Origin of the sequence: Streptomyces sporangiiformans (assembly GCF_005768555.2) — a bacterium.
GTDB lineage: Bacteria > Actinomycetota > Actinomycetes > Streptomycetales > Streptomycetaceae > Streptomyces > Streptomyces sporangiiformans.
The window spans coordinates 13,279-38,122 of record NZ_VCHX02000102.1; the positions used below are offsets into that span (position 1 = coordinate 13,279).

22 protein-coding genes and 1 pseudogene are annotated in these 24,844 nt (G+C 70.2%); 12 read left to right on the plus strand and 11 right to left on the minus strand.

Annotated elements, in window-relative coordinates; translation table 11 throughout:
• Nucleotides 1–101: 101 nt before the first annotated feature.
• Nucleotides 102–3,509: a S41 family peptidase gene (locus tag FGD71_RS12015; protein ID WP_240436544.1), complete on the minus strand. Its 3,408-nt coding sequence runs from the start codon at nt 3,507–3,509 to the stop codon at nt 102–104.
• A 216-nt stretch (nt 3,510–3,725) separates the two neighbouring features.
• Here FGD71_RS12015 and FGD71_RS12020 point away from each other — a divergent pair, with 216 nt between their 5' ends.
• Both FGD71_RS12020 and FGD71_RS12025 read left to right on the plus strand, forming a co-directional pair.
• Nucleotides 3,726–4,316 (plus strand): TetR/AcrR family transcriptional regulator, encoded by a 591-nt coding sequence (locus tag FGD71_RS12020; protein ID WP_119100401.1) that lies wholly within the window; start codon nt 3,726–3,728, stop codon nt 4,314–4,316.
• A gap of 172 nt (nt 4,317–4,488) precedes the next feature.
• The gene (locus tag FGD71_RS12025; RefSeq protein WP_119100402.1) at nt 4,489–6,777 is read left to right on the plus strand and encodes an MMPL family transporter; all 2,289 of its coding nucleotides are present in this window, start codon (nt 4,489–4,491) and stop codon (nt 6,775–6,777) included.
• Between the two features lie 156 nt (nt 6,778–6,933).
• Here FGD71_RS12025 and FGD71_RS12030 read toward each other — a convergent pair whose 3' ends face one another.
• The gene (locus FGD71_RS12030) at nt 6,934–7,278 is read right to left on the minus strand and encodes an SsgA family sporulation/cell division regulator (protein WP_119100403.1); all 345 of its coding nucleotides are present in this window, start codon (nt 7,276–7,278) and stop codon (nt 6,934–6,936) included.
• A gap of 187 nt (nt 7,279–7,465) precedes the next feature.
• On the opposite strand from FGD71_RS12030, the gene FGD71_RS12035 reads away from it, so the two are divergent.
• Genes FGD71_RS12035 through FGD71_RS12050 form a run of 4 tightly spaced genes read left to right on the plus strand, consistent with a single transcriptional unit; the run spans nt 7,466 to nt 11,270 of the window.
• A complete protein-coding gene (locus FGD71_RS12035; protein ID WP_119100404.1) occupies nt 7,466–8,533 on the plus strand; it encodes an energy-coupling factor ABC transporter permease in 1,068 nt (355 codons plus the stop codon).
• 1 nt (nt 8,534) lies between these two features.
• Complete coding sequence (gene cbiQ, locus FGD71_RS12040; protein ID WP_119100405.1) at nt 8,535–9,296, plus strand: cobalt ECF transporter T component CbiQ; 762 nt, start codon at nt 8,535–8,537, stop codon at nt 9,294–9,296.
• Nucleotides 9,284–10,078: an energy-coupling factor ABC transporter ATP-binding protein gene (locus FGD71_RS12045; protein WP_119100406.1), complete on the plus strand. Its 795-nt coding sequence runs from the start codon at nt 9,284–9,286 to the stop codon at nt 10,076–10,078. The genes cbiQ and FGD71_RS12045 overlap by 13 nt, the downstream gene beginning before the upstream one ends.
• A 19-nt stretch (nt 10,079–10,097) precedes the next feature.
• On the plus strand, nt 10,098–11,270 hold the full coding sequence (locus FGD71_RS12050) for a serine hydrolase domain-containing protein (RefSeq protein ID WP_119100407.1): 1,173 nt from the start codon (nt 10,098–10,100) through the stop codon (nt 11,268–11,270).
• On the opposite strand, the gene FGD71_RS12055 is transcribed toward FGD71_RS12050, so the two are convergent.
• The gene (locus FGD71_RS12055; RefSeq protein ID WP_119100408.1) at nt 11,271–12,008 is read right to left on the minus strand and encodes a hypothetical protein; all 738 of its coding nucleotides are present in this window, start codon (nt 12,006–12,008) and stop codon (nt 11,271–11,273) included. It lies immediately after the preceding gene.
• Nucleotides 12,009–12,249: 241 nt separating this feature from the next.
• On the opposite strand from FGD71_RS12055, the gene FGD71_RS12060 reads away from it, so the two are divergent.
• Nucleotides 12,250–12,933 carry a maleylpyruvate isomerase N-terminal domain-containing protein gene (locus FGD71_RS12060; protein ID WP_119100409.1) on the plus strand — a complete coding sequence of 228 codons (684 nt, stop codon included), beginning with the start codon at nt 12,250–12,252 and terminating at the stop codon, nt 12,931–12,933.
• Between the two features lie 250 nt (nt 12,934–13,183).
• Here the strand turns inward: FGD71_RS12060 and FGD71_RS12065 are convergent, their stop codons facing one another.
• From FGD71_RS12065 to FGD71_RS12095, 7 genes are all read right to left on the minus strand, one after another.
• A complete protein-coding gene (locus FGD71_RS12065; RefSeq protein ID WP_119100410.1) occupies nt 13,184–13,735 on the minus strand; it encodes a YbaK/EbsC family protein in 552 nt (183 codons plus the stop codon).
• 82 nt (nt 13,736–13,817) lie between these two features.
• Complete coding sequence (locus FGD71_RS12070) at nt 13,818–15,515, minus strand: penicillin-binding transpeptidase domain-containing protein (protein WP_162931104.1); 1,698 nt, start codon at nt 15,513–15,515, stop codon at nt 13,818–13,820.
• 156 nt (nt 15,516–15,671) lie between these two features.
• The gene (locus tag FGD71_RS12075; RefSeq protein ID WP_119100411.1) at nt 15,672–17,297 is read right to left on the minus strand and encodes a penicillin-binding transpeptidase domain-containing protein; all 1,626 of its coding nucleotides are present in this window, start codon (nt 17,295–17,297) and stop codon (nt 15,672–15,674) included.
• A 237-nt stretch (nt 17,298–17,534) separates the two neighbouring features.
• Nucleotides 17,535–17,765: a hypothetical protein gene (locus FGD71_RS12080; RefSeq protein ID WP_140935873.1), complete on the minus strand. Its 231-nt coding sequence runs from the start codon at nt 17,763–17,765 to the stop codon at nt 17,535–17,537.
• Between the two features lie 66 nt (nt 17,766–17,831).
• Nucleotides 17,832–18,329 carry a hypothetical protein gene (locus tag FGD71_RS12085; RefSeq protein WP_119100413.1) on the minus strand — a complete coding sequence of 166 codons (498 nt, stop codon included), beginning with the start codon at nt 18,327–18,329 and terminating at the stop codon, nt 17,832–17,834.
• A gap of 141 nt (nt 18,330–18,470) precedes the next feature.
• The gene (locus FGD71_RS12090) at nt 18,471–18,797 is read right to left on the minus strand and encodes a carboxymuconolactone decarboxylase family protein (RefSeq protein ID WP_119100414.1); all 327 of its coding nucleotides are present in this window, start codon (nt 18,795–18,797) and stop codon (nt 18,471–18,473) included.
• A gap of 281 nt (nt 18,798–19,078) precedes the next feature.
• On the minus strand, nt 19,079–19,501 hold the full coding sequence (locus FGD71_RS12095; protein ID WP_119100415.1) for a Rid family hydrolase: 423 nt from the start codon (nt 19,499–19,501) through the stop codon (nt 19,079–19,081).
• Nucleotides 19,502–19,592: 91 nt separating this feature from the next.
• Between FGD71_RS12095 and FGD71_RS12100 the strand changes: the two genes are divergently transcribed.
• Complete coding sequence (locus tag FGD71_RS12100; RefSeq protein WP_119100416.1) at nt 19,593–20,093, plus strand: MarR family winged helix-turn-helix transcriptional regulator; 501 nt, start codon at nt 19,593–19,595, stop codon at nt 20,091–20,093.
• Nucleotides 20,094–20,150: 57 nt separating this feature from the next.
• On the opposite strand, the gene FGD71_RS12105 is transcribed toward FGD71_RS12100, so the two are convergent.
• Complete coding sequence (locus FGD71_RS12105) at nt 20,151–21,890, minus strand: dolichyl-phosphate-mannose--protein mannosyltransferase (protein ID WP_119100417.1); 1,740 nt, start codon at nt 21,888–21,890, stop codon at nt 20,151–20,153.
• A gap of 63 nt (nt 21,891–21,953) precedes the next feature.
• Between FGD71_RS12105 and rsmI the strand changes: the two genes are divergently transcribed.
• The 4 genes and pseudogenes from rsmI to FGD71_RS12125 all read left to right on the plus strand — a co-directional run.
• On the plus strand, nt 21,954–22,811 hold the full coding sequence (gene rsmI, locus FGD71_RS12110; protein ID WP_119100418.1) for a 16S rRNA (cytidine(1402)-2'-O)-methyltransferase: 858 nt from the start codon (nt 21,954–21,956) through the stop codon (nt 22,809–22,811).
• Nucleotides 22,812–23,044: 233 nt separating this feature from the next.
• Nucleotides 23,045–23,473, plus strand: coding sequence for a hypothetical protein (locus tag FGD71_RS12115; RefSeq protein WP_119100419.1), 429 nt, complete (start codon nt 23,045–23,047; stop codon nt 23,471–23,473).
• A gap of 55 nt (nt 23,474–23,528) precedes the next feature.
• On the plus strand, nt 23,529–24,398 hold the full coding sequence (locus FGD71_RS12120; protein ID WP_119100420.1) for a TatD family hydrolase: 870 nt from the start codon (nt 23,529–23,531) through the stop codon (nt 24,396–24,398).
• 127 nt (nt 24,399–24,525) lie between these two features.
• A pseudogene (locus FGD71_RS12125) lies at nt 24,526–24,844 on the plus strand (hypothetical protein); the annotation flags it as partial.

A 24,844-nucleotide genomic window follows, 5' to 3' on the forward strand; every position in this document is an offset into this window, starting at 1 on the left:
CCTTGTTGCAGCAGTTGCCCGGTGGCGCAGGCTGTGCCCACCCGTTCCGCCCTGCGGAACGACTGCCCACAGCGGTAGCGGTGGCGGTGGCGGAGTCCTGGTTACCGTCTTGGGGGGAGCTTTGGGCGGGTTTTGTCTGGGGTGTGGTGGTAGTCCGGTGGGGTTGCTGCTGGGGTGGTGGTCAGGAGGGTCAGGGCCAGTTCTACGGCGTCGGCCAGTTGGGCGTGGCGGCCTTCCGCCCAGTCCAGGGGGGTGCGCAGGATCGGCAGGTCCGGGGCCACGCCGTGGTTCTCGACGGACCAGCCGTACGCGTCGAACCAGGCGGCGTTCATGGGGACCGTGATGACCGTGCCGTCGCCGAGGCGATGGCGGCCGGTCATGCCGACGACGCCGCCCCAGGTGCGCTGGCCCACCACCGGGCCGAGCTTGAGCAGTTTGAAGGCCGCCGTGATCATGTCGCCGTCCGACGACGTCATTTCGTCGGCGAGGGCGACGATCGGGCCGCGCGGGGCGTTGGAGGCGTACGACACCGGCTGGGCGTTGCGCGTCAGGTCCCAGCCCAGGATCGTACGGGTGAGCTTCTCGATGACCAGCTCGCTGATGTGGCCTCCGGCGTTGCCGCGTACGTCGACGATCAGGGCCGGCCGGGACATCTCCATGCGCAGGTCGCGGTTGAACTGGGCCCAGCCCGAGCCGCCCATGTCCGGGATGTGCAGGTACCCGCACTTGCCGTGGCTCAACTCCCGTACGACCGCGCGGCGTTTGGCCACCCAGTCCTGGTAGCGCAGGGGGCGTTCGTCGATCAGCGGGACCACGGCCACGCGCCGCGATCCGCCCTCACCCCGCGCCGGCGTGAACGTCAGCTCCACCGTCGTACCGCCCGACCCCGCGAGCAGCGGATACGGTCCGGAGACCGGGTCGACCGGCCGACCGTCGATGTGGGTGAGCACCGCGCCCTCACGGATTCCGGTACCGGCCAGCGGCGAACGCGCCTTGGAGTCGGACGAGTCGCCGGGCAGGATCCGCTTGACCATCCAGTTTCCGTCCCTGCGTACGAAGTTGGCGCCGAGCAGACCCTGGGCGCGCTGATAGTGCGGCGGTCCTTCGTTGCGGCGCGCGGGGGTGACGTACGCGTGCGAGGTGCCCAGCTCGCCCAGGACCTCGCGCAGCAGATCCGCGAACTCGTCGGGGGACGCGACCCGTTCGACCAGCGGCCGGTACTGGTCCAGCACCGCGTCCCAGTCGACGCCGCACATCTTCGGCTCCCAGAAGTACGCGCGGATGAGGCGGCCCGCCTCCTCGTACGACTGCCGCCACTCGGCGGCCGGGTCGACGTGGTGCAGGATGCGCCGTGAGTCGATCCAGACGGTCGAGTCGAAGTCGCCGGGCTCGGTGGAGGGGACGGCGCGCAGGTCGCCCTCGTCGACCACGACGAGCCGCGAGCCGTCGCCGCTGACCGCGAACCAGTCGAGATGGCCGACGAGTTCGGACTTCTTCGCCTTGGCGATGCTGAAGTGCTCCAGGGTGGGGCGGCCGGTCATGTCGTCCGGGTTCGCGAAGGTCTCGCCGAGTGCCCCGGAGATCGGCCAGCGCAGCCAGACGAGACCGCCGCCCGCGACGGGGTACAGCGCCGAGTACTTGGAGGCCGCGACCGGGAACGGCGTGACGCGGCTCTCCAGGCCCTCGATCTCGACGGTCACCGTGCTGCCGTCGCCCGCCTCGTCCTCGACGGGGTCCAGACCGCCCGCCGCCGGGCGACCCTCGGGGTTCAGCGCGAAGGGGGAGGGGGTCGCGGACGACAGGGGGACGAGGTAGGGGCGGCAGCCCAGAGGGAAGGACAGGTCGCCGGTGTGCACGTCGTACACCGGGTCGAAGCCACGCCAGGACAGGAAGGCGAGGTAGCGGCCGTCCCGGGTGAACACCGGGTTCTCGTCCTCGAAGCGGCCGTTGGTGACGTCGACGATCGTGTGCGCCGCCGGACCTTCGCCTACCGGGCCTTCGATCCGTGCGATCTTGATCTGGCGCAGGGACCGGCCGATGCCCGGGTGGGACCAGGTCAGCCAGGCCCCGTCGGGGGAGAAGGCGAGGTCCCGTACCGGCCCGTTGATCGACTGGATCAGCTCGGTGACCTCGCCGGTCGACTTCCGCGCGCCCGCACCCGCGCCCGCCCCGGCGGCCGCTTCCTCAGGTTTCTCGGGTTCCTCGACATCCTCGACATCCTCGAGTTCCTCGGATTCCTCGGGCACGGTGAGGAGGAGCAGCCGGCCGTCGTTCGAGGCGATCGCGAGCCGCTCGCCCTGCGGGTCCGAGACGAGTTCCAGTACGCGGCCCAGCTCGCCGGAGGCCAGTCGGCGCGGCCCGCGGTCGCCGGTCGCGCGCGGCAGGTACGCGAGCTCGACGGCGTCCTCGCCCTCCGCGTCCGTGACGTACGCGATCCGCCCGCTCGAGCCGAGCATCTCCGGGAGCCGTACGCGCACGCCCGGGGTGTCCGCGATGGCGCGCGCGGGGCCTTCGCGGTGGGTGAGCCAGTACAGGCTGCCGCGTACGACGACGGCGCTGGCCCGGCCCGTCTCGTCCACGGAGATCCCGTTGACGTGCTGGGCGGCCGGCAGCTGGTACGGACGTCGGCCCGCGCGCGGCCCGCCCAGGCGCACGTCCAGGCGGCGTGGCAGCGAGTCGGCGGACAGATCGTCGACGATCCACAGGTCACCGGCGCACTGGTAGACGACCCGGGTGCCGTCGGAGGAGGCGTGCCGGGCGTAGAAGGCGTCGTGGTCGGTGTGGCGGCGCAGGTCGGAGCCGTCGTGCCGGCACGAGTAGAGGTTGCCGACGCCCTCGTGGTCGGAGAGGAAGGCGATCCGGTCGCCGACGAACATGGGAGCGTCCAGGTGCCCGTCGAGGTCGTCGAGTATGCGCTGTCCGTGCAGCCAGAGCCGCCCGGTGGCGCCGCCGCGATAGCGCTTCCAGGAGGCGGGCTCGTGCGGGGGCGTACCCGTGAGCAGCAGCGTCCTGCGTTCGCCGTCGATGTCGGCGACGGCGATGTGCGAGACCGGGCCCCAGGGCAGCTTGCCGCCGGGGGCGCCGTCGACGGGCACACGGTAGGCGAAGGTGAAGTAGGAGAAGGGCTCGCCGTGCGAGGCGACGGCGAGGATGTCGGTGTGTCCCTCCCCGTCGGGCGGGGTCCAGCCGCAGACCCGGGTGTCGGGGCTGCCCCAGTAGGTGAGCCGTTTCGAGGGCCCGCCGTCCACCGGGGCGAGGTGGATCTCCGGGTCGAGGCTGCGCCAGGTCGTGTACGCGATGTGCAGGCCGTCGGGCGAGAAGCGGGGGTGGTTCACCTTCGTACGGTCGACGGTGAGCCGCCAGGCCCGGCCGGGGCGGTCGAGGGGGGCCACCCAGAGGTCGTCCTCGGCCACGAAGCAGAGCCGGTCGCCGCTGAGGTGCGGGAAGCGCAGGTAGGCGGGGGCGGGCTCGTGCTCGGATTCGGCCGGGATCTCGTACGTGGTGCTCACCCCATCCATGCTTTTCCGCTGGAGGAGCCCCGGCAACTTGGGGCGGTGGCTGAGGGAGCGCGCGTGACCCGGGACACGTACGAAACGGTTTCGTTTCGCAGATTCTCGGGGTATCGTCGTGGGCGTACGAAACCGTTTCGTTTGGAACGGCGTCGGGCAGGCCGACTAGGCTGTCCGAGGCCGGTCTGGGCGCGGAGTGGGGAAAAGGTGAGTGGGATGACTGATACCGCGACGGCGCGACGCAGTCGGATCACGCCCGAGCGCGAGGCCGAGCTGTACAGGGCCGTGCTCGACCTGCTCCGGGAAGTCGGCTACGACGCCCTCACCATGGACGCCGTGGCCGCCCGCACCCGGTCCAGCAAGGCCACTCTCTACCGCCAGTGGGGCGGCAAGGCCGAGTTGGTGGCGAAGGCGATGCGGTTCAACAAGCCGGGCAGTATCTCCGACATCGACACCGGCACCCTGCGAGGCGACTTCCACGCCCTCGTGCAACGCGAGGACGACTGCGTCATGGAGCAGAACTCCGCGCTGATGCGGGGCCTGGCCATGGCGGTGCATGGCAACCCGGACCTGCTGAAGGCGTTCCGGGAGCTCCTCGTCGAACCGGAGATGGAGGAGTTCCGCCGCGTGCTGCGGCGTGCCATCGACCGCGGGGAGGTCCGTGCGGACAACCCTGCGATCGAGTACGTGGTGCACATGATGCTCGGCGCCTTTGCCACCCGGACGCTGCTGGACGAGCTGCCGCCGACTCAGGACTTCCTCACCTCGTACATCGACGCCGTGGTCCTCCCCGCTCTCGGCGCCTGACGTCTGATACTCAACTCTCTTCGCAAGCCCCCCAGTTGCACCTGACGCGACCGCTCACGTCGTCGGGCTGATCACCTCTGCATGCCGTCAACGGGCCGATGTCCCCTGCCTGTTCACCGGCTGATCACCCCTGCCCTTCTCCGTCCCACGACCTGACCGGGAGTACGAACTCGTGGCCACGTTCCTCTACAAAATGGGCCGACTGGCCTTCCGGCGACGGCATTTCGTCGCCCTGATCTGGGTCGCGCTGCTGACACTCGCGGGCGTCGGCGCGGCCAGTGCACCGGCGGCGGGATCGAGCTCCTTCTCGATACCCGGCACCGAGGCGCAGAAGACCTTCGACCTGCTGGAACAGCGCTTTCCCGGCATGAGTGCCGACGGAGCGACCGCGCGGGTCGTCTTCGAGGCGCCCGACGGCGAGAAGATGTCGGATGCGGCCAACAAGGCCGCCGTCAAGAACACCGTCAGGGAACTCGGCGACGGCTCCGAGGTCGTCTCCGTCACCGACCCGTACAAGACCAAGTCCCTCAGCAAGGACGGGTCGATCGCGTACGCGCAGGTGTCGTACAAGGTGCCCGGCATGGAACTTGAGGACTCCTCGAAGGACGCCCTGGAGGAGGCGGCGCAGGACGCGCGGGACACCGGGCTGACCGTGGAGATCGGCGGTGACGCGCTCCAGGCGGTTCCGCACACCGGGGCAGCCGAGATCATCGGTATCGCCGTCGCCGCGGTCGTCCTCGTCATCACTTTCGGCTCGCTGGTCGCGGCGGGGCTGCCGCTGCTGACCGCGCTGATCGGCGTGGGCATCGGCGTCACGTCGATCACCGCTCTCGCCAGCACGCTCGACCTGGGCTCCACCACCTCCACGCTGGCGATGATGATCGGCCTCGCGGTCGGCATCGACTACGCGCTCTTCATCGTCTCCCGCTACCGCGCCGAGCTGGCCGAGGGCCGGGAGCGCGAGGAGGCGGCCGGGCGGGCCGTCGGCACGGCGGGCTCCGCGGTGGTCTTCGCCGGCCTCACGGTCGTGATCGCCCTGGTCGGTCTGGCCGTGGTCAACATCCCGATGCTCACGAAGATGGGTGTCGCGGCCGCGGGTACCGTCGCCATCGCCGTCCTGATCGCCCTCACCATGATCCCGGCGCTGCTCGGGTACGCGGGCAAGAAGGTCCGCCCCGCGGGGCAGAAGAGCAGGCTGCTGGGCGGCGGCCGTGCCGTCAAGAAGGCGGCCGCCAAGGGTGCCGGTGCCACCGGGGCCGCTACCGGAGCCGCGGCCGGCGCCGCCGCCGAGCCGAAGGCGAACCTGGGCACCCGCTGGGCCCGCTTCGTCGTCCGCAGGCCGCTCGCCGTCCTCCTCCTCGGCGTCGTGGGCCTGGGCGTGGCCGCCGTCCCCGTCTCCTCGCTGGAGATGGGCCTGCCGGACGACGGCTCGCAGCCGACGTCCACGACCCAGCGCCGGGCGTACGACCTGCTGTCGGAGGGCTTCGGCCCCGGCTTCAACGGTCCGCTGATGGTCGTGTCCGACGCCAAGGGGAGCGCGGACCCGAAGGCCGACGCCAACGAGGTGGCCGACAAGATCAAGGACCTCGACGGCGTGGTCTCGGTGAGCCCGGCGAGGTTCAACAAGGCCGGCGACACCGCGATGATCACCGTGATCCCGGACTCGAAGCCGTCGTCGGTCAAGACCGAGGATTTGGTGCACGAGATCCGTGACGCGAACGGCGCGGTCAAGGCGGACACCGACGCGAACGTCCTGGTCACCGGCACGACGGCGATGAACATCGACTTCTCGCAGAAGCTCAATGACGCGCTGGTCCCGTACCTGGCGCTGGTGGTGGGCCTGGCGTTCCTGCTGCTGATCGTCGTCTTCCGCTCGATCCTGGTTCCGCTGAAGGCGGCCCTCGGCTTCCTGCTCTCGGTGCTCGCCGCGCTGGGCGCCGTCGTCGCGGTCTTCCAGTGGGGTTGGCTCGCGGGCCTCATAGGCGTCGATGAGACCGGTCCGATCATGTCGATGATGCCGATCTTCATGGTCGGCGTGGTCTTCGGCCTGGCGATGGACTACGAGGTCTTCCTCGTGACCCGCATGCGCGAGGCGCACGTCCACGGGGAGAGCCCCGACCAGACGATCGTGACCGGCTTCCAGCACGGCGCCCGCGTCGTCACCGCGGCCGCGGTCATCATGATGGCCGTCTTCTCCGGCTTCATCGGCTCCAGCGAGTCGATGGTCAAGATGATCGGCTTCGGTCTCGCGGTCGCGGTGTTCTTCGACGCCTTCATCGTGCGGATGGCGATCGTTCCGGCGGTACTGGCCCTGCTGGGCAAGCGAGCCTGGTGGCTGCCGAAGTGGCTGGACCGGGCGTTGCCGAACGTCGATGTCGAGGGCGAGGGGCTGCGGGCCATGGACGAGCGCCGGGACGTGGATCCGGACGAGGACAAGGACCGGGAGCTCGCACGGGTCTGAGTGCACGGGTCTGAGTGCACGGGTCTGAGCGTACGGATCCGAGTCCACGGGTCAGGGTTACCGCCGAGACCGCCACGGGGCGCCCCACGGTTGTGGGGCGCCCCTGGTGCTGCTGAGTGCTTCCGAGGGCTGCTGAGTCCCTGCTCCGACCGGCGCTCAGCTCGGGACCGGTGTCCCCGCCGTGTACGTACGGCGGAGGAAGCGGATCAGCGCATACGAGTCGAACTGGACGACGTCCACGCCCGTCGGGGAGTGGAACTCCATCACGGCCTGGACGCGGCCGCAGGGCCAGATGTTCACGTCGCCCGAGGCGGCCGGGGAGCGGAGGCCCCGTTCGAGGAGGTCGCGGGCGAAGGCCCACTCGTGGTGGCCGGGGAGGACGATGTGCACCTGGCGGGGGTCGTCCTCCGGGTCGTAGCGAAGGGCGACGGGGACCGCCGGTGGGTCCACTGACGAGTCCGTGACGATGTGGGCGCGGGCGTACTGCTCGACGGCGGGCATCGGTCGCTCCTTCGCCGGGGGCCACCCTGTGAGGGCCCTTTGAGCTGCTTCCTCTCTAATGTCGCATATTTTGCGGAATGTGCTTCCGGGTTATTCGAGGTCATCTCGCTCTTGCGAGCCATTCGCAACAAGGCACTATCATCAAACGGTTAGCCAGACGGCCGGACCCCGGAAGCGGAGCCCACGTATGCACGTCCCCGACGGATTCATCAACGCCCCCGTCTCCCTGGCCACCGGAGTCGTCGCCGCGGGAGCCGTCGCCGTGAGCCTGCGCGGCGCCCGGCGCGAACTGGACGAGAGGACCGCGCCGCTCGCGGGCCTCGTCGCCGCCTTCATCTTCGCCGTGCAGATGCTGAACTTCCCGGTCGCCGCGGGAACGAGCGGGCACCTGCTCGGCGGTGCGCTCGCGGCCATACTCGTCGGGCCCTACACAGGGGTCCTCTGTGTCTCCGTCGTCCTGCTGATGCAGGGCGTCCTCTTCGCCGACGGCGGCCTCACCGCGCTCGGCGTGAACATCACGGTGATGGCGGTCGTCACGACCGTCGTCGCGTACGCCGTCTTCCGCGGTCTGGTGAAGGTCCTGCCGAAGAAGCGGCGGTCCATCACGGTCTCCGCCTTCGTGGCCGCCGTGCTCTCCGTACCCGCGGCGGCCGCCGCCTTCACCCTCGTCTACGCCGTCGGCGGCACCACGGACGTGCCCATCGGGCAGGTCCTCACCGCCATGGTCGGCGTCCACGTCCTCATCGGCATCGGCGAGGCCGCGATCACCGCGCTCACCGTCGGTGCCGTCATCGCCGTCCGGCCCGACCTCGTGTACGGCGCCCGCGGCCTGACCGCCCCGCTGAAGCTGCGGGTCAACGGCGAACTGGTCGACGCCCCCGCGGCCGAGCCGGTCCCGGCCGCCGCCCGGTCCACCCGCAAGGTCTGGCTCGCGGGCCTCGCCACCTCCCTCGTCCTCGCCGGCTTCGTCAGCTTCTACGCCTCCGCCAACCCCGACGGCCTGGAGAAGGTCGCCGCCGACAAGGGCATCGACGCCAAGACCGAGGAGCACGCGACCGCCGACTCCCCGCTGGCCGACTACGGCATCGAAGGCCTCACCAACGCTCGGATCTCCGGCGGCCTCGCGGGCGTGATCGGCGTGGGCGTCACGGTCGTCGCAGGGACCGGCGTCTTCTGGGCCGTACGCAGGCGCCGTACGAGCGAAACGTGCCCGGCCTCCGTGCGCGACGCGTCCGACGTGGCCGAGAACGTCTGACATGGGTGCCGGCCACGCGCACAAGCTCTACCGGCACGGGCACTCGCCGGTGCACGCCCTGCCGCCGCACACCAAGCTCACGGCCGTCTTCGCCTTCGTGATCGTCGTGGTCTCCACGCCGCGCGAGGCGATGTGGGCGTTCGCGCTGTACGCGCTGCTGCTGGCCGCCGTCGCCTACGCGGCCCGTGTGCCCGCCGGGTTCCTGCTGAAGCGGCTGCTGATCGAGGTGCCGTTCGTGGCCTTCGCCGTGCTGATGCCGTTCGTGGCGCAGGGCGAGCGGGTGGACGTCCTGGGCCTGTCGTTGAGCGTGAACGGCCTGTGGGGCGCCTGGAACGTACTGGCCAAGGGCACGCTCGGCGTCGGCGCGTCCGTACTGCTCGCCTCGACCACCGAACTGCGCGAACTCCTCCTGGGACTCCAGCGGTTGAAGTTGCCGCCGCTCCTCGTGCAGATCGCGTCCTTCATGATCCGGTACGGCGACGTGATCGCGGACGAGATGCGGCGGATGCGCATCGCCCGGGAGTCGCGCGGCTTCGAGGCGCGCGGCGTCCGGCACTGGGGCGTCCTCGCCAAGTCGGCGGGCGCCCTCTTCATCCGTTCGTACGAGCGCGGGGAGCGGGTGCATCTCGCCATGGTCAGCCGGGGATACGCCGGTTCGATGCCGGTCATCGACGAGGTGACCGCGTCCCGGGCACAGTGGTCGTACGCTCTCGCCCTGCCCTCGGCCGCCCTCCTCGTCTGCTTGTTGGGATGGACTCTGTGACACACGCGACAGAAGCGACACCCCCGGCGCAGGCCGCACCTTCGCTGGAAGTGGCCGGCCTCGCCTTCGCCTACCCCGACGGTCATCAGGCGCTCTTCGGCGTGGACTTCCGCGTCGGGCGCGGTGAGCGCGTGGCGCTGCTCGGGCCGAACGGCGCAGGCAAGACGACGCTCGTGCTGCACCTCAACGGCATCCTGACCGGCGGCGCCGGCACCGTGACGGTCGCCGGCCTGCCCGTCGGCAAGCGGCACATGGCCGAGATCAGGCGCCGGGTCGGGATCGTCTTCCAGGACCCGGACGACCAGCTGTTCATGCCGACCGTGCGCGAGGACGTGGCCTTCGGGCCCGCGGCGGCCGGGCTGAAGGGTCCGGAGTTGGAGGCACGGGTGCGCACGGCGCTGGAGCGGGTCGGGATGGAGGCCTTCGCCGACCGCCCGCCGCACCACCTGTCGTTCGGGCAGCGCCGCCGGGTCGCGGTGGCGACCGTCCTCGCGATGGAGCCGGAGATTCTCGTCCTGGACGAGCCGTCCTCCAACCTCGACCCCGCCTCACGGCGCGAACTCGCCGACATCCTGCGGTCGTTGGATGTCACCGTGCTCATGGTCACGCACGACCTGCCGTACGCGCTGGAGCTGTGCCCGCGGTCACTGATCCTCAGCGACGGGGTCATCGCCGCGGACGGCAGGACGGGCGAACTGCTCTCGGACGACGAACTGATGCGCACGCACCGCCTGGAGCTGCCCTTCGGCTTCGATCCACGCTCTGTGATGATGGGTGCATGACTGAGGCAGGGGTTCGGGCGTGGATGTGAACGGCACAGTGGCGGAGGGCTTCGAGCCGGTCCGGGACGCGTTCGTACGCAACTTCACGGCGCTCGGCGAGCGGGGTGCGGCCGTGGTCGTGTACCGGGACGGGCGCAGGGTCGTCGACCTGTGGGGCGGAACACGGGACGTGGACGGTTCTTCGGCTCCCTGGGAGCGGGGAACGGCGCAGATCGCGCGCTCGGCGACGAAGGGCGTCACCGCAGCCGTCGTCCTCCTCCTGCATCAGCGCGGAGAGCTGGATCTGGACGCACCCGTGGGGGAGTACTGGCCCGAGTTCAAGACGGCGGGCAAGGACCGGGTCCTGGTCCGGCATGTGCTGTCCCACCAGGCCGGGCTGCCGGTCTTGGACCGGCCGTTGACTCCTGAGGAGGCACTGGACCCCTTGCGGGGGATCGAGGCGGTCGCGGCGCAGGCGCCCGCCTGGGAGCCGGGCACCGACCACGGCTATCACGCGCTGACGTACGGCTGGCTGGCCGACGGGGTGGTGCGGCGGGTGACGGGCGGCCGGGGGATCGGGGAGTGGCTCGCCGACGAGGTCGCCGGACCGTTGGGGCTGGATCTGTGGGTGGGGCTGCCGTCGTCCGAGGCGGGACGAGTGGGGCGGGCGGGGCGGACCGAAGAGCCGGAGATCGCCGGCGGGGGTCTGCGCTCCCGCCCGAAGCGGGCGGTCTCCGAGGCCTACGAGGACCCCTCCTCCCTCACGCGTCGGGCCTTCGCCGCGATCACTCCGTTTCCCGACCAGAACGACGCGGCGTACCGCGCCGCGTCCCTCCCGGCGACGAACGGCATCGCGACGGCGGAGGGGCTGGCCCGCTTCTACGCGGCCCTGATCGGTGAAGTGGACGCCGGGGTACGGCTGTTCACGCCCCGGACGGTCGAGCTCGCGCGAAGCGAACACTCCGCGGGACCGGACCGGGTCCTGGTGGTCCCCACCCGCTTCGGCCTCGGCTACATGCTCCATGGCACCGCATCGCCCCTCCTGGGGCCGGGGTCCTTCGGCCACCCCGGCCGGGGCGGCGCCCTCGCCTTCGCGGACCCCGACTCGGGCGTCGCTTTCGGCTACGTCACGAACGGCTTCCGCAAGAGCGTCACGGCGGACACGCGCGCCCAGGCGTTGGTTCGGGCGGTCCGCTCGGTGGTCGGGGGGTAGCTACTGCGGGCGCATCAGGTCCAGGTCCTCACCCCATCCGTCCAGCACCGCGCCGTGGCCGGCCGGCCGGGCCACGGCCTCGACTCGGGCGAAGAGACGACGCTGTGTGGACACGTCGGCCGTTCCTGAGACGCGGTCCACGGCATCGAGCAGCGTGCCGGTGTCCCAGCCGGGCAGCGGGAACTGTGCAAGCTCCCACTCCAGGTACTTGTTGTAGGGGCGCGGGCGACGGTCGAGAGCGAAGAGCAACTCCAGCAGGAACCTGACGCTGTCGGCGGCGTCGAGCCGGGCCGCGAGCGCATGTCCGTCACGGTCGTTCTTGATCGACCGGTACAGGGAGTTGGCATACGCGTCGAGCCACCCACCCGCGTCCCGGAATGCTTCGTCGGCGTCGAGCCGTGCCTTGCCGGCCAGGATCTCGGCGATGCCTCCGTCGAGCCGGTCGAGCACGATCCGGGCGCGGGCGAGGGCGTACCGCTCGAAGCCGGGCATTCCGGCGGCGCGGAACTCGTCGAGGGAGAGGACGACGAGATCGAGCTCTGGGGTGCGGTGCCCCGTGAACTGGTTGAGAGCCGTCGCCGCGCCATTGGCAAGGACGACGTACAGATCGTGGTCGGAGTGCTCGGTGGTCATGCCCTCATGGGCCCAAGAACCCTTGAGGACCAGGCCGACGACAGCTGGATCAGCGGCGGCGAGTTCGACAAACGCGTCGTAGGTGAGGGGCTGCTGAGCAGTCATTGCGTGATCTCCGGTGGTGTGATGACGGGTATGCCAGCCGGACGGCCCCGACTTGCGAGGTCGCCCACACCGTCTGCGGCGGCACTCGGCCTCCTCCGGAAGATCAACGCACGTACGGACCCTAACGCCCTGCCGGCCGAGAGATCCATCGAATTCGGGCCCGCCCGGACCGCCCGCTGCACTGGCTCGCCACTGGTGAACCCGCGCACGCTAGGGGTGACCAACCAGTAGCTTGATCGGCATGGACCAGGGGCGGGTAGTTGAAGCGTTTCGTCTCGAGGCCGGGCAACTCGCGCGGGCGATGACCAGGGTCTCGGCGGCCGAGTGGCGTCTGCCGACGCGGTGTTCACCGTGGACGGTGAGCGACTTGCTGGCTCATGTCCGGGTGGTGATTGCCTGGCTGCCGGGCATGCTGGCCGCACCGGCGCCGACCCGTGCCGAGGTCTCGGCAGTGGAGTACTACCGGCCCGACGACCGTTTCGCTCCGGACACCAACGCGGCTCGGATCGTTCTGGCCCAAGACCATGCGGCAGAACAACTCAGCGGTGCCGCGCTCGCCGACGACTTCAACGCCACTTGGCAACAGGTGGACCGACTGTGCCGGGCCGAGCCCGAAGGGCGTGTGGTGCGCACCCGGCACGGTGATCCGATGTTCCTGTCGGAGTTCCTGCTGACGCGCGTGGTCGAGGTCGCCGTGCATGGCCTGGACCTGGCCGACGCCCTGGGGCGCGAGCCGTGGCTGACTTCCCAGGCCGCGGATTTGGTGCAAGGCCTTCTGCTCGGCCCGGATGGGGCAGCGGCACTGGAGAAGCTCGGTTGGGGTCGGCTTCGCTTCCTGCGCAAGGCGACAGGGCGTGAGCCGATCACCAGGGAGGAGGCATTGGACGTCAGCCGCCTCGGAATCCGATGGCTCACGCTGGGTTGAGACGTCGTCAACTGACCCTGGCGAAACGGCATATCTCAACACGCTCTCATGGCGCGCGACGAGGCCGGGGCGTACGGGCGTTCCTCATCCAGGCCCCTGACCAGGGAAGTTGTTACCGCACTGCGGTGCCGGTGGCAGGCCGGCGCCAAGGTGTCCATCCTGCCCTGGAGTGCCGGCGCTGAGGCGAAAGCCGGATACCAGCACGCGTGGGTGACGGCCGCGAGCAGGACCGTGGCCGTCACCAGCGGCGTCACGCCGACGGCTCGGGCGACTGCTCGCGCACGTCCACCAGCGTGCCGCCCGCGTGGGCGATCAGGGTCTTCGGGGCCATGGGGAAGACGGCGTACGGCGTGCCCGCGGCGGCCCACACCGTCTCGTGCTCCAGCAGCGAGCGGTCCGCCAGCACACGGGTCCGGGTGCGGTGGCCGAAGGGCGGTACGCCGCCGATCGCGTACCCCGTCGTCTCCCGGACCAGGTCTGCCTTCGCCCGCGTGACCTTCCCGGCACCCAGTTCCCGGCGTACGAGCTCCACGTCCACCCGGGACGCGCCGTCCATCAGGACCAGGACCGGCACCCCGTCCGCGGCGAAGATGAGCGACTTGCAGATCTGGCTCAGCTCGCAGCCGATCGCCGCGGCGGCCTCGGCGGCGGTGCGCGTGGCCTCCGGGAAGCGGCGGACGCGAGGGACCAGATCGTCGAGGCCCAGCTGCTGCAGAGCCTCGACGAAACGAGGAGGGGCTGCGGACGCTGCGGACGCGGAAGACGCCTCAGACGCCGCGGATCCTTCGGAAGTGGCGGTCATGGACGGCACCGTAGCGGTGGGTGTACGGGCACGCGAACGAGTTACTCACCAACGCCGTTCCCGTGTCCCCGCCTCCGTCGCGTCAGCTGCCCGCCTTCAGCAGCGCCGCCACGATCGGCCCCGCCGCCTCCCCGCCGTGCCCGCCCTGCTGCACGACGCCTGCCGCCGCCAGGTCGCCCTTCCACGCGGTGAACCAGCCGTTGGGCTTCTTCTGGCCGTCGACCTCCGCCGACCCGGTCTTGGCGCCGAAGTCGGGGCCGAGTCCGGACATCGCCTCGGCCGCCGTACCCGCCGCGGCCGTGTACTGCAGCAGCTCGCGCAGCTGGGACTGGGTGGAGGAGGACAGGGACCGGGACCCCTTCGCCAAGGTGCGGTCGTCGACGTCCGCAGACACCAGGTACGGCTGGTGGAAGCTGCCCGTCTTCGCCGTCGCCACGACCGACGCCATGTTCAGCGGGTTCATACGGACCCCGCCCTGGCCGATCAACGACGCCGCCTTCTGGGCCTGCGACTGCACCGGCACCGAGCCGTCGAAACTCGACACCCCGACGGACCAGTTGTCCCTGCCGAGCCCGAACACCTCCTGGGCCTGCTTGGTCAGGTCGTCGTCGCTCAGCTTCTTGGCCTGGCTGATGAAGGCCGTGTTGCAGGACCGCGCGAAACTCGCCTTGAACGTGCCGTTCTTGATCTCGAACTTGTCGTCGTTCTGGAACTTCCAGCCGCCGTACGTCGAGTACTTGGGGCACGGGTGTTCCTTGTTCGCCGACGCGAGGCCCTTGTCGAGCAGCAGCGACGCCGTAATGATCTTCATCGTGGAGCCGGGGGCGAGGGACCCCTGGAAGGCGGTGTTGTAACCATGGCCGGAATTCGCGACGGCCAGGATCTCGCCGGTGGACGGCTTCAGCATGACCGCCGACGCCTGGGACTTCTTGGCCACCTGCGACTCGGCGGTCGCCTGGAGGCTCGGGCTGAGGGTCGTACGGACCGTGCCCGGCGTGCCCTTGCTCAGCTCCAGAAGCGTCTTGTCGGGGTTCTTCTGTTCGGTCGAGGTCTTCGAGGAGGAGGAGTCGGAGCCCGTGGAGCCCTTGCGGATCACCCGCAGCTCGATGCCGGCCTTGCCGCCCGCCTTCTTGCCGTACTTCTCCCGCAGCCCGTCCAGAACGGAGCCGAGGGAGGGGTACTTGGCCGTGGTCAGCTCGCCGCCGTCCCGGTCGAGCGCCTTGACGGGCGGCGTCCCGGCCTCCCCGGTGACCAGCCGGTCGCCGTCCGCCAGGTCCGGGTGCACGACGGAGGAGCGCCAGTCGACCAGCGGCTTCCCGTCCTTGGCGCGCCGGACGACGGTGAGCTCGGAATCGTAGGCGAGGGGCTTGCTCTTGCCCTTGTAGGAGACCGTGCCCTTGACCGAGAACGGCATCTTGGTGCCGGACCGCTGACCCGCCGTGAGTGTCACGTCCTCGATGTGCGCCTCTGTGCCGAACCCGGTCAGCAGGGTGCGGGCCGCCGTCGTGTCGTTCGTGGCGGCCGCGGCCCGCGCCGCGTCACCGCCCTGCCAGGCCGCGAGGAACGTCTTGGCCGTGGAGCGGACTTCGGCCGCCGACAACGGGCCGGTTTTCACCTTCTTGGCATCCGAGGCCGTCGATCCGTTGTCGTCGGCGGCCGCGCCGCCGTCGTACACGTTGTAGACGCCGAATGCCGCGCCGCCGACGACGACCGCGATCATCCCGCCGATGACGGCGGGCTTCGTCCTGCCGCGCTCGGTGGCGCGTCTCCTGTTTCCCACAGCTCCCGTTCCTCCGCTGGTTTCCCGGTTCTCCCACGCTCCTCTACGAGAACGAGTGCCACCACCCTAGAGGGCCGCCCTGTGAGGGTGAGTTCGGCCACTTGTCTCTCGGACAGGGGGCTTCGCGGGGCGGCCCTGACCTTAGGTCAGCCCATGTCAGGCGCCCGCTCGTAGGATCGCCGCCACGATCGGGCCGGCCGCGTCACCGCCGTGGCCGCCCTCCTGCGTGATGGCCGCGGCCGCGATGTCATCGCGGTAACCGGTGAACCAGCTGTTGGACTTCTCCTGTCCGTCGACCTCCGCGGAGCCGGTCTTCGCGCCGATGTTGCCGGGGACCTTCGACATCGCGGCGGCCGCGGTGCCGCTGACCGCCGTGCGGTTCATCATCTGGCGCAGCTGCGCGACCGTACTCTCCGACAGGCCCTCGGCGGTGGCCAGTTGGCGGTCGTCGAGCCGCTGCGGCACGATGACCGGCTGCCGGAAGGTGCCCGTCATGGCGGTCGCGGTGACCGACGCCATGTTGAGCGGGCTCATCTGGACCTGGCCCTGGCCGAGCATGTTGGCCGCCGTGTCGGGGCCGCCGGAGGCCGGGACGGAGCCGTCGAAGGAGGGTATGCCGGTCTTCCAGTCGTCCCGGCCGAGGCCGAAGCGCTCCTCGGCCTCCTTCGTGAGCGAGTTGACCTGCACCTCGTCCGCGTACTTCACGAACGCCGTGTTGCACGAGCGCGCGAAGCTGTCCGAGAGGGTCGCGTTCTCGTTGGGTGTCATGCCCTTGAGGTTCTTGAACTTCTGGCTCTGCCAGGTCGCGTCGGGCGGGCAGGGCGCGGGCCCGGTCGCCGTCGTTATGTCGTTGTCGATCAGCGTCGCCGCGGAGATGATCTTCATCGTGGAGCCGGGGGCGAGCTTGCCCAGGAACGCCGCGTTGAACTCGTCGGCCCGGTGGTTGGCGACCGCCAGCACCTCGCCGGTGCTCGATCTCACCGCGACCACCGACGACTCGGAGTACTCCTTGACCGCCTTCTCCGCGGCCGCCTGGGAGCGCGCGCTGAGCGTCGTCTGCAGCTTGCCCGGCTTGCCCTTGGCGAGCGTGACGAGCGTCTCGTCGCCCGCGTTCTCGTCCGTGTGCCGGATCGACAGCTCGATGCCCGGAGTGCCGCCCGCGGTCGGGCCGTACTTCTCCCGCAGCTGGTCCAGGATCGGCCCGAGCGACGGGTACTTCGCCTTGGTCAGCACGACCCCGTCGCGGTCCACCGCCTCGATCGGCGGGCTCGCCGCCTCGCCGGTGACCAGCGTGTCGCCCTTCTTGAGGTCCGGGTGCATGACGGACGGCTGCCAGTCGACCAGCGCGCGCCCCGTGGTCTTCCCGCGCACGACGGTCAGCTCACTGTCGTACGACAGCGGCTTGGTCTTCCCCTCGTACGACACCGTGGCCGAGACCGAGAACGGCACGGTCTTTCCGGACGGCGTACCCGGCGTGATCTTCACCTTCGTGAGGTGCGCCTCGTCGCGGTAGTCGGTGAGCAGCGCCCGGGCCGACGCCGCGTTGTTCGTGTACGTGGCGGCCTTGTCCGCCTGGCCCTTCTCCCAGCTCGCGAAGAACTTCTCGGTGGTCTCCTTGACCTCCGCGCTCGACGGCGGACCGGTCTTCACCTGTGCCGGCCCGGCCGAGTCCGCGTCCGTCCCGGTGACGGCCGAGACGATGTTGTACGCGCCGTACCCGGCACCCCCCACCATGACGGCGAACACCCCGCCGACTATGGCGGCCTTTGCCCCCTTGCGCATCGCGCGTTTCCCCTCCCATGAACCTTTCTGAACGCGTTCAGAAAGGTGGTCTGTATCGCACTGTATGCGGGGGGAGTGACAGATGGGGGTGGTGTTCCCCGATTGTTAGGCCCAAGTGTCCAACCACATACGCGAACAGAAGGCCCGGTCCGTCCCGGACACGGGACAAGGAGGGGCGCGGTGTGCCCCTCCTTGGGGGGTGGTGCGGGTGGTGCGGCGCCACCGCACCACCCCGGGTCAATGCGTGCGATCAGGCTCCCTGCGCCGGTCATCACCGGCTGCGAGGCCGTTGTCGTCGTCCTTGAGGAGCCAGGTCCTGGCCCAGGCGCGCCACTTGCTGGGCCAACTCCTGATCCAGCGGAGCAGAATCCCCGCCCACCGGAGGAACCAGCGCCCCGCGATGCACCAGCCGACTGCCACCGGGACCAGAAGCAGCAGGAGCATCCACGGTGGACCGGTCAACTCCATATCGCCCATTTGAAAACTGAACACGAACACCTCGCCTCGTGAAGGCGCACTCGACCCGCCGAGACGTCAGGCGGCGAGCGCACCAGCAATGGATGAACCCGGGGACACGCCCGGTTCTCCAGGTGCACGAGGAATCAGCGGAGCGGCGAGCTTGATCAGCCCGCAGGGCGAGGACTCACGCGATGGCGCATGTGGAGTGGGTGGATGCGTACGCAGGCCGAGGAGCTTCGCGAGGAGCGTCAGGGTGACGCGCCAGAGCTGTTGGATCTCCTCCTCCGCCGCGGCAAGTGCCGTCTCCGACGGCACCGATCCGCTGCTCCAGGCTTGATCCGACCAGAGCATGGAACTGGTTGCCGACGGAAGGCTCGTCGCTTCTTCGGTGGAGGACAGCAGCGACTGGGTGAGTTCGGCGGTGGCGCGCTGCTCTCGCGCGGCTTCCAGAAACGTCTGGGCGGACGACAGCCGGAGTGCGGTCTCGAGCAGGCGGTGGTACTTCCAGAGCTGCGACCGTTCCCAGTCGAGTGGGTCGCCAACTGGGTGGCTGTAGCTGATGAATACCTTCATCGTTGCCCACCGCCCGGCAGCGCCGAGGAGCCTCGCGGCCTGTCGGCGCCGTATTCGGACATGCGGTGAAGTATAGCCACCGATCACGGCCGTGGGGCGCGTGATCGGTGCGCTGGTGGCTCCAGGCCTCGGGCGGCCTCTCTACGCTCGGCCTTCGGCCTCGGTGTCGGCCACAGTGATCGCGACGCCGAGCGCTTCGGCGATGTTGCCGGCTGCCGTCATGACGCGGGCTGTGCCCACGATGGGGGCGATGGCGACCAGGACATCCTGCAGCTGCTCGGCGGTCAGGCCGGCCTGGAGGGCGGGGTCGATGTTGGCGACGTAGGAGATCGGCGGAGCGTCCGAGGCGGCGAGGGCCGCGATGCGGGTGAGCATGAACATGTCCGGGGCCAGCCCGCACCGTTCAACCGAGTCGATCGTCATCGCGGCGAGGGTGTCCAGTACCGGGGTTTCAGATGCTGTGGCCATGGCGGGTCGTCTCCTGTCGGTGTCGGTCGGTGTCGGTCGGTGACGAGAGGTGGAGGCAAGTGCTCCGCGTCTCGGTGCAGCGTCCACCGCTCGACCGTAAGTCCGTTTCCTGCCGATTTCCTGTCGAGGGGATCGGCTGAGGGGGGAGGCAGGGATGGCCCGGCAGAGATGGCGCGGCGAACTGCGGCGCCATCGCGGTGTTGCGACTGAGCGCGCTGGTTTCAGCGCACCTCGGCCCGCCCGGCCCCCAGCGCCCGGAACGCGCCGCGGCCCGGCGAGGGTCAGGCGTCGTGGTCGATGATGGCGGTGACGCGGATCTCGACGCGCATCTTCGGAGCGCCGAGGGCCGGAACACCGATCTCGGTCCAGATCGGCGAGCGATCGCCCATGCGCTCGCGGAGCTGCTCCACCATGACGCGGTTGTGGACCTCTCCGATGAAGTCGGCTGAGGTGGGGATGTGGTAGGAGTTCACGGCGATGACGTCACGCCACGTGGCGCCGGCCTCGGCGAGAGTCCGCTCGACGTTCTCGAAAGCCTGGACGATCTCGTCTTCGAGGGACTCAGGAAAGTTCCAGCCGTCGTCCCATCCTCCTTGGCCTGAGGTCTCGACGCGGTCGCCGACTCGAACTGCCTGGCTGTAGTGCATGCGGGCGAGCTGCGTCTCGCCGTACCCGGGCGTGGCGAAGAACTCCGGCCTACTCATGATCCTCCTTGCGATTGACTTCATGCTTGAAGTAAAGCCTACGTGATTTCACTTCACGCGTGAAGTCTTGACCGTTCGGTAGGGTGCCGTCATGGCCGATCCCGCGAACCCGAACTCCGGTGAGGACGCCTCCGGCGACGCGCTGTGGCTGACCGCGGACGAGAAGGAGGCATGGACCGGACTGGTCTCACTGGTCCTGCTGCTACCGGGAAAGCTGGAGTCGCCGTTGCAGCAGGAAGCCGGCCTGACCCTCTTCGAGTACTTGACCCTCAGTCACATCTCGGAGGCTCCGGAGCGCCGCCTGCGGATGAGCGAGCTGGCCTACCTCGCCAGCGGCTCCCTCTCGCGCCTGTCCAACGTCGTCAAGCGGTTCGAGCAGCGGGGCTGGGTGGAGCGTTCGCCCGACCCCGACGACGGCCGGTACACCATCGCCGCCCTCACCGACGCCGGCTACGACGTGGTCGTCGCCGCCGCGCCCACGCACGTGCGCTCGGTGCGGCAGTTCGTGCTCGACCCGCTCACCGCTGCCGACCAGAAGGCGCTCGCCCGCATCGCCGCCAAGCTGCGGGTGCGGCCGGTCGACCTGTCCTAGAGGCCGCGGTTCCGACGGCATGGCGAACTGCCGTGCCATCGTGGCGCGTCCGCCCAGCTAGACCCAGGTGTCCAGCCACATCCGCGACCGCCACGAGTCGATGGGGATCGACTGGCCGGTGTAGAGCGGCCAGAAGTAGATGAAGTTCCAGGTGATCAGCAGGACGAGGACGCCCGAGGCGGCCGCGCCCACGACGCGGCGGCGTTCGGGCGAACCGGGCGGGCCGAGGAGCGCGCCGATCATCATCGCCACGGCCAGGCAGAGGAAGGGCAGGAAGACGACCGCGTAGAAGTAGAAGATCGTCCGCTCCTGGTACATGAACCAGGGGAGGTAGCCGGCCGCGATGCCGCAGGCGATCGCGCCCGCGCGCCAGTCGCGGCGGAAGAGCCAGCGCCACAGGACGTAGAGGATCGCGAAGGCCGCCGCCCACCACAACAGGGGCGTGCCCAGGGCCAGCACCTCGCGGGCGCACTTCTCGCCCGCGTCGACGGGGCAGCCGTTCTTGCCGGGCAGCGGGTCGTCGTAGAAGTACGAGACCGGGCGGCCCGTGACGATCCAGCTCCACGGGTTCGACTGGTAGGTGTGCGCCGAGGTGAGGCCGACGTGGAACTCGTACACCTGGTGCTCGTAGTGCCACAGGCTGCGCAGCCAGTCGGGCAGGAACGTCCAGTTGCCGCCCTTGCCGTCGGTCGCCGCCCAGTTGCGGAAGTAGCCGCCGGTGCCGTCGGTGGGGGACAGGATCCAGCCGGTCCAGGAGGCGAGGTACGTGACGACCGCGACGGGCACGGTCGACAGGAACGCCCACCCCAGGTCGCGCTTGACCACGGCCGCGTACGGCCGTCGCGCGCCCGCGACCTTGCGCGAGCCCACGTCCCACAGCAACGCCATCACGCAGAAAGCGGCCAGCACGTAGAGGCCGTTCCACTTGGTGCCGATGGCGAGCCCGAGCATCAGACCGGCCGCCCAGCGCCAGGGCCGCAGGCCCATGCGGGTCGTCTCCGCGACGTGCGCGTCCGGGCGTACGACTCCGTCCGCGTCCGGCGGGAGCGCGGCCGCGAGGCGGGCGCGGGCCCTGTCCCGGTCCAGGAGCAGGCAGCCGAAGGCGGCGAGCACGAAGAACATCAGCACCTGGTCGAGCAGCGCGGTGCGGCTCATCACGAAATGCAGTCCGTCGACGGCCATCAGCGCGCCCGCCAGACAGCCGAGGAACGTCGAGCGGAACAGGCGACGTCCGATCCGGCACAGCATCAGCACGGACAGCGTGCCGAGCAGCGCCGTCATGAACCGCCAGCCGAAGGGGGTGAGCCCGAACATCCACTCGCCGAGCCCGATGATGTACTTGCCGACCGGCGGATGGACGACGTACGCGGCCTCCGACGGGATCGTGACGTGACCATCGCGCTGCAGGATCAGGTCGTTGGCGTTCTTGGCCCAGTTGACCTCGTACCCGCGGTGGATGAGCGCCCAGGCGTCCTTGGCGTAGTACGTCTCGTCGAATATCACCGCCTTCGGGTTGCCGAGGTTCCAGAACCGCGTCAGACCGGCCAGCAGCGTCACCAGCAGCGGACCACCCCACGCCGACCAGCGCACCAGGCGGCCGGCAGCCGGCTTCGACAGCCCGATCATCACCCACAGACGCGGGCTGGGCTCGGCGTATGGGGGCATCAGCCGGTCACGGACGTCGCTTCTGGGCCGGCTCGTATAGCCGAACCGGCGAAGCCGCTGCTGCCACGAGGGCCGCTGCTCTTCGACGCCCTGTTCCTGCCGGGTGTCCGTGGAGGACGCGGTACTGGTCACCGCGCCATCGTAAGGAACCCGTCTGTGGGAGTCCCGCTTTCCCGCCCCTGCGAGGATGGAACCGTGACAGGAACCCTTGTACTCGCAGGCACTCCCATCGGGGACATCGCGGACGCTCCGCCCCGGCTGGGCGAGGAGTTGGCGGGGGCCGACGTGATCGCCGCCGAGGACACGCGGCGGCTGCGGCGGCTGACCGTGGCGCTGGGCGTGCAGCTGACCGGGCGCGTCGTGTCGTACTTCGAGGGGAACGAGTCGGCCCGTACGCCCGAGCTCGTCGAGGCCCTGGCCGACGGGGCGCGCGTGCTGCTCGTGACCGACGCGGGGATGCCGTCCGTGTCCGACCCCGGCTACCGGCTCGTCGCGGCCGCCGTGGAGAAGGACATCCGCGTGACCGCCGTACCCGGCCCGTCCGCCGTGCTCACCGCGCTCGCCCTGTCGGGGCTGCCCGTCGACCGGTTCTGCTTCGAGGGATTCCTGCCCAGGAAGGCCGGCGAGCGGAGGTCGCGGCTGCGCGAGGCCGCCGAGGAGCGGCGCACCCTCGTGTACTTCGAGGCGCCGCACCGGCTCGACGACACGCTCGCCGCGATGGCGGAGGTGTTCGGCGAGGACCGCAGGGCTGCCGTGTGCCGCGAGCTGACCAAGACGTACGAGGAGGTCAGGCGCGGACCGCTGGCGGAGCTCGCGGCCTGGGCCGCCGAGGGCGTACGCGGTGAGATCACCGTCGTCGTGGAGGGGGCGCCCGAGAAGGGCGCCGAGGAGCTCGACGCCGAGGAGCTGGTGCGCCGGGTGCGGGTGCGCGAGGAGGCGGGGGAGCGGCGCAAGGAGGCGATCGCCGCCGTCGCCGCCGAAGTGGGGCTGCCCAAGCGCGAGGTCTTCGACGCGGTGGTCGCCGCGAAGAACGCCGCCCGCACCGCCCCGTAGGAGAGCGGCCTCGCGGAGCGCAGCGCCAATGGAGGGCAAAGGGCCGCGGGAGAAAAGCAAAGCGCAGGCCTGCCACCACGCGCGCTGGGGCAAGGAACAGCCAAGACGACTCCAATAGTCGACAGGTCACCTGCGCTCACGCCGGGAGAAGAGTCCACTGGTTGGCGGGGCACGCACCCGTCCCCCGCCTCCGCTCCCCCGGAGGCGGTTGTCCAGCGGACTGAGGAGCTGGCATGAGTGAGATCGCAGGGCAGACCGGGCACCGCGGCGTCGCGGCCACGGACATCGTCCACGAGTCGTATTCGTTCGCCTGCATGCGCTGCGGGCACGGTTGGGAACAGTCGTACGAGATCGAGCACCACCTCGATGCCGAGGACCGCGAGTTCGTGATGTACGTGGCGGACGGACAGGTCGTGCCGTCGCCGCTCACCCGGCCCACCTGCCTGAACTGCGACAGCCACGTGGTGCGCATCATGCGCGCCGGTCAGGTGTCCTCCGCGCTGAGGTCCATGCACCAGCGCCGGCCGCTGGACGATTCCCTCCCGGAGTCGGGGTCGAAGCCGGAGCAAGGGCAGACGGAGGCCGAGCCGGAGACCAAGGAGCACCACCACTGGCACCTCTCCGACCTGCTGCACCCCTTCCACCACCGCAAGGCGAGCTGACCGGGCGGGCCCCCGCCGGGCACGGAGCGGCATGCCCCCTTCGTAGGATCGGGGTATGCCTTCCAACGCCGAAGCCCCGCCCCTCCCGGACCCCCTCCGCGTGCCCGTCGCCGACTCGCACACCCACCTCGACATGCAGTCCGGCACCGTCGAGGAGGGCCTCGCGAAGGCCGCGTCGGTCGGCGTGACGACGGTCGTTCAGGTCGGCTGCGACCTGAAGGGCTCGCGGTGGGCGGCCGAGACGGCCTCGACGTACGAGGCCGTGCACGCCACCGTCGCGCTGCACCCCAACGAGGCACCGCGGATCGTCCTCGGCGACCCCGACGGCTGGTCCCGGCAGGGCGCCCGGGAGGCGGGCGGAGAGGGCGCGCTGGACGAGGCGCTCGCCGAGATCGACCGGCTCGCCGCCCTCCCTCAGGTCAAGGGCGTCGGCGAGACCGGCCTCGACTATTTCCGCACCGGACCCGAGGGCAAGGCCGCCCAGGAGCGCTCCTTCCGCGCCCACATCGAGATCGCCAAGCGGCACGGCAAGACCCTGGTCATCCACGACCGGGACGCCCACGCCGACGTGCTGCGCGTACTCAAGGAGGAGGGCGCCCCCGAGCGCACCGTCTTCCACTGCTACTCCGGGGACGCGGCCATGGCCGAAGTCTGCGCCCGCGCCGGCTACTTCATGTCCTTCGCCGGCAACATGACCTTCAAGAACGCCCAGCCGCTGCGCGACGCCCTCGCCGTGGCGCCCCTCGACCTGGTCCTCGTCGAGACGGACGCGCCGTTCCTGACCCCGGTGCCTTACCGCGGACGGCCCAACGCCCCGTATCTCGTTCCGGTCACGGTCCGCGCCATGGCAGCCGTCCGGGGCCTGGACGAGGACGCGCTGGCGACGGCGATCGCGTCGAACACGGCCCGCGCCTTCGACTACTGAGCCATCACGCTCACTGCCGTTCATCCTGGGGCGGGGTTAGTGACGCAGTGTAGTCGTGCCGCTTTGGAGAGTCACGACGGCTCCAGTAGGTTTCGGCTCCCGATCCGGATCCCTGGAGCGTGTCGGCGTGAGCAATTCGCAGTACGAGACGTATGGCCCGGCGTACGGGAGCTACATGCTGTACGCCGTCGAGGAACCGTCGGATCCGCCGGATCCGGGGGATCCGATGGAGTGGATGGATCCGCAGCGCCCCCTGAACACGTACGGCTCCTCGGACACGTACCGGCCCGCGTACGAGATGCCCCAGGGCACTGCCCCGACGGGCGCCCCCGGCGAACCCCAGCCGAAACCCCAGGCGAAACCCCAGCAGCATCGCCGGACGCCGCCCACCGCCGGGGCGCCCCGGGCGACCGGCGGCCGGGCCGAGGCCCGTCGGGCCGCGCGGC

Bases quoted from the DNA above. Each gene is read 5' to 3' on its own strand.
- FGD71_RS12115 (WP_119100419.1), top strand. From the start codon at position 23,045: ATGAGTGAGATCGCAGGGCAGACCGGGCACCGCGGCGTCGCGGCCACG.
- FGD71_RS12080 (WP_140935873.1), bottom strand. From the start codon at position 17,765: ATGGAGTTGACCGGTCCACCGTGGATGCTCCTGCTGCTTCTGGTCCCG.
- FGD71_RS12065 (WP_119100410.1), bottom strand. From the start codon at position 13,735: ATGACCGCCACTTCCGAAGGATCCGCGGCGTCTGAGGCGTCTTCCGCG.
- FGD71_RS12060 (WP_119100409.1), top strand. From the start codon at position 12,250: ATGGACCAGGGGCGGGTAGTTGAAGCGTTTCGTCTCGAGGCCGGGCAA.
- FGD71_RS12090 (WP_119100414.1), bottom strand. From the start codon at position 18,797: ATGGCCACAGCATCTGAAACCCCGGTACTGGACACCCTCGCCGCGATG.
- FGD71_RS12045 (WP_119100406.1), top strand. From the start codon at position 9,284: ATGGACTCTGTGACACACGCGACAGAAGCGACACCCCCGGCGCAGGCC.
- FGD71_RS12020 (WP_119100401.1), top strand. From the start codon at position 3,726: ATGACTGATACCGCGACGGCGCGACGCAGTCGGATCACGCCCGAGCGC.
- FGD71_RS12120 (WP_119100420.1), top strand. From the start codon at position 23,529: ATGCCTTCCAACGCCGAAGCCCCGCCCCTCCCGGACCCCCTCCGCGTG.
- cbiQ (WP_119100405.1), top strand. From the start codon at position 8,535: ATGGGTGCCGGCCACGCGCACAAGCTCTACCGGCACGGGCACTCGCCG.
- FGD71_RS12100 (WP_119100416.1), top strand. From the start codon at position 19,593: ATGGCCGATCCCGCGAACCCGAACTCCGGTGAGGACGCCTCCGGCGAC.
- FGD71_RS12035 (WP_119100404.1), top strand. From the start codon at position 7,466: ATGCACGTCCCCGACGGATTCATCAACGCCCCCGTCTCCCTGGCCACC.
- FGD71_RS12085 (WP_119100413.1), bottom strand. From the start codon at position 18,329: ATGAAGGTATTCATCAGCTACAGCCACCCAGTTGGCGACCCACTCGAC.
- FGD71_RS12055 (WP_119100408.1), bottom strand. From the start codon at position 12,008: ATGACTGCTCAGCAGCCCCTCACCTACGACGCGTTTGTCGAACTCGCC.
- FGD71_RS12095 (WP_119100415.1), bottom strand. From the start codon at position 19,501: ATGAGTAGGCCGGAGTTCTTCGCCACGCCCGGGTACGGCGAGACGCAG.
- FGD71_RS12030 (WP_119100403.1), bottom strand. From the start codon at position 7,278: ATGCCCGCCGTCGAGCAGTACGCCCGCGCCCACATCGTCACGGACTCG.
- FGD71_RS12075 (WP_119100411.1), bottom strand. From the start codon at position 17,297: ATGCGCAAGGGGGCAAAGGCCGCCATAGTCGGCGGGGTGTTCGCCGTC.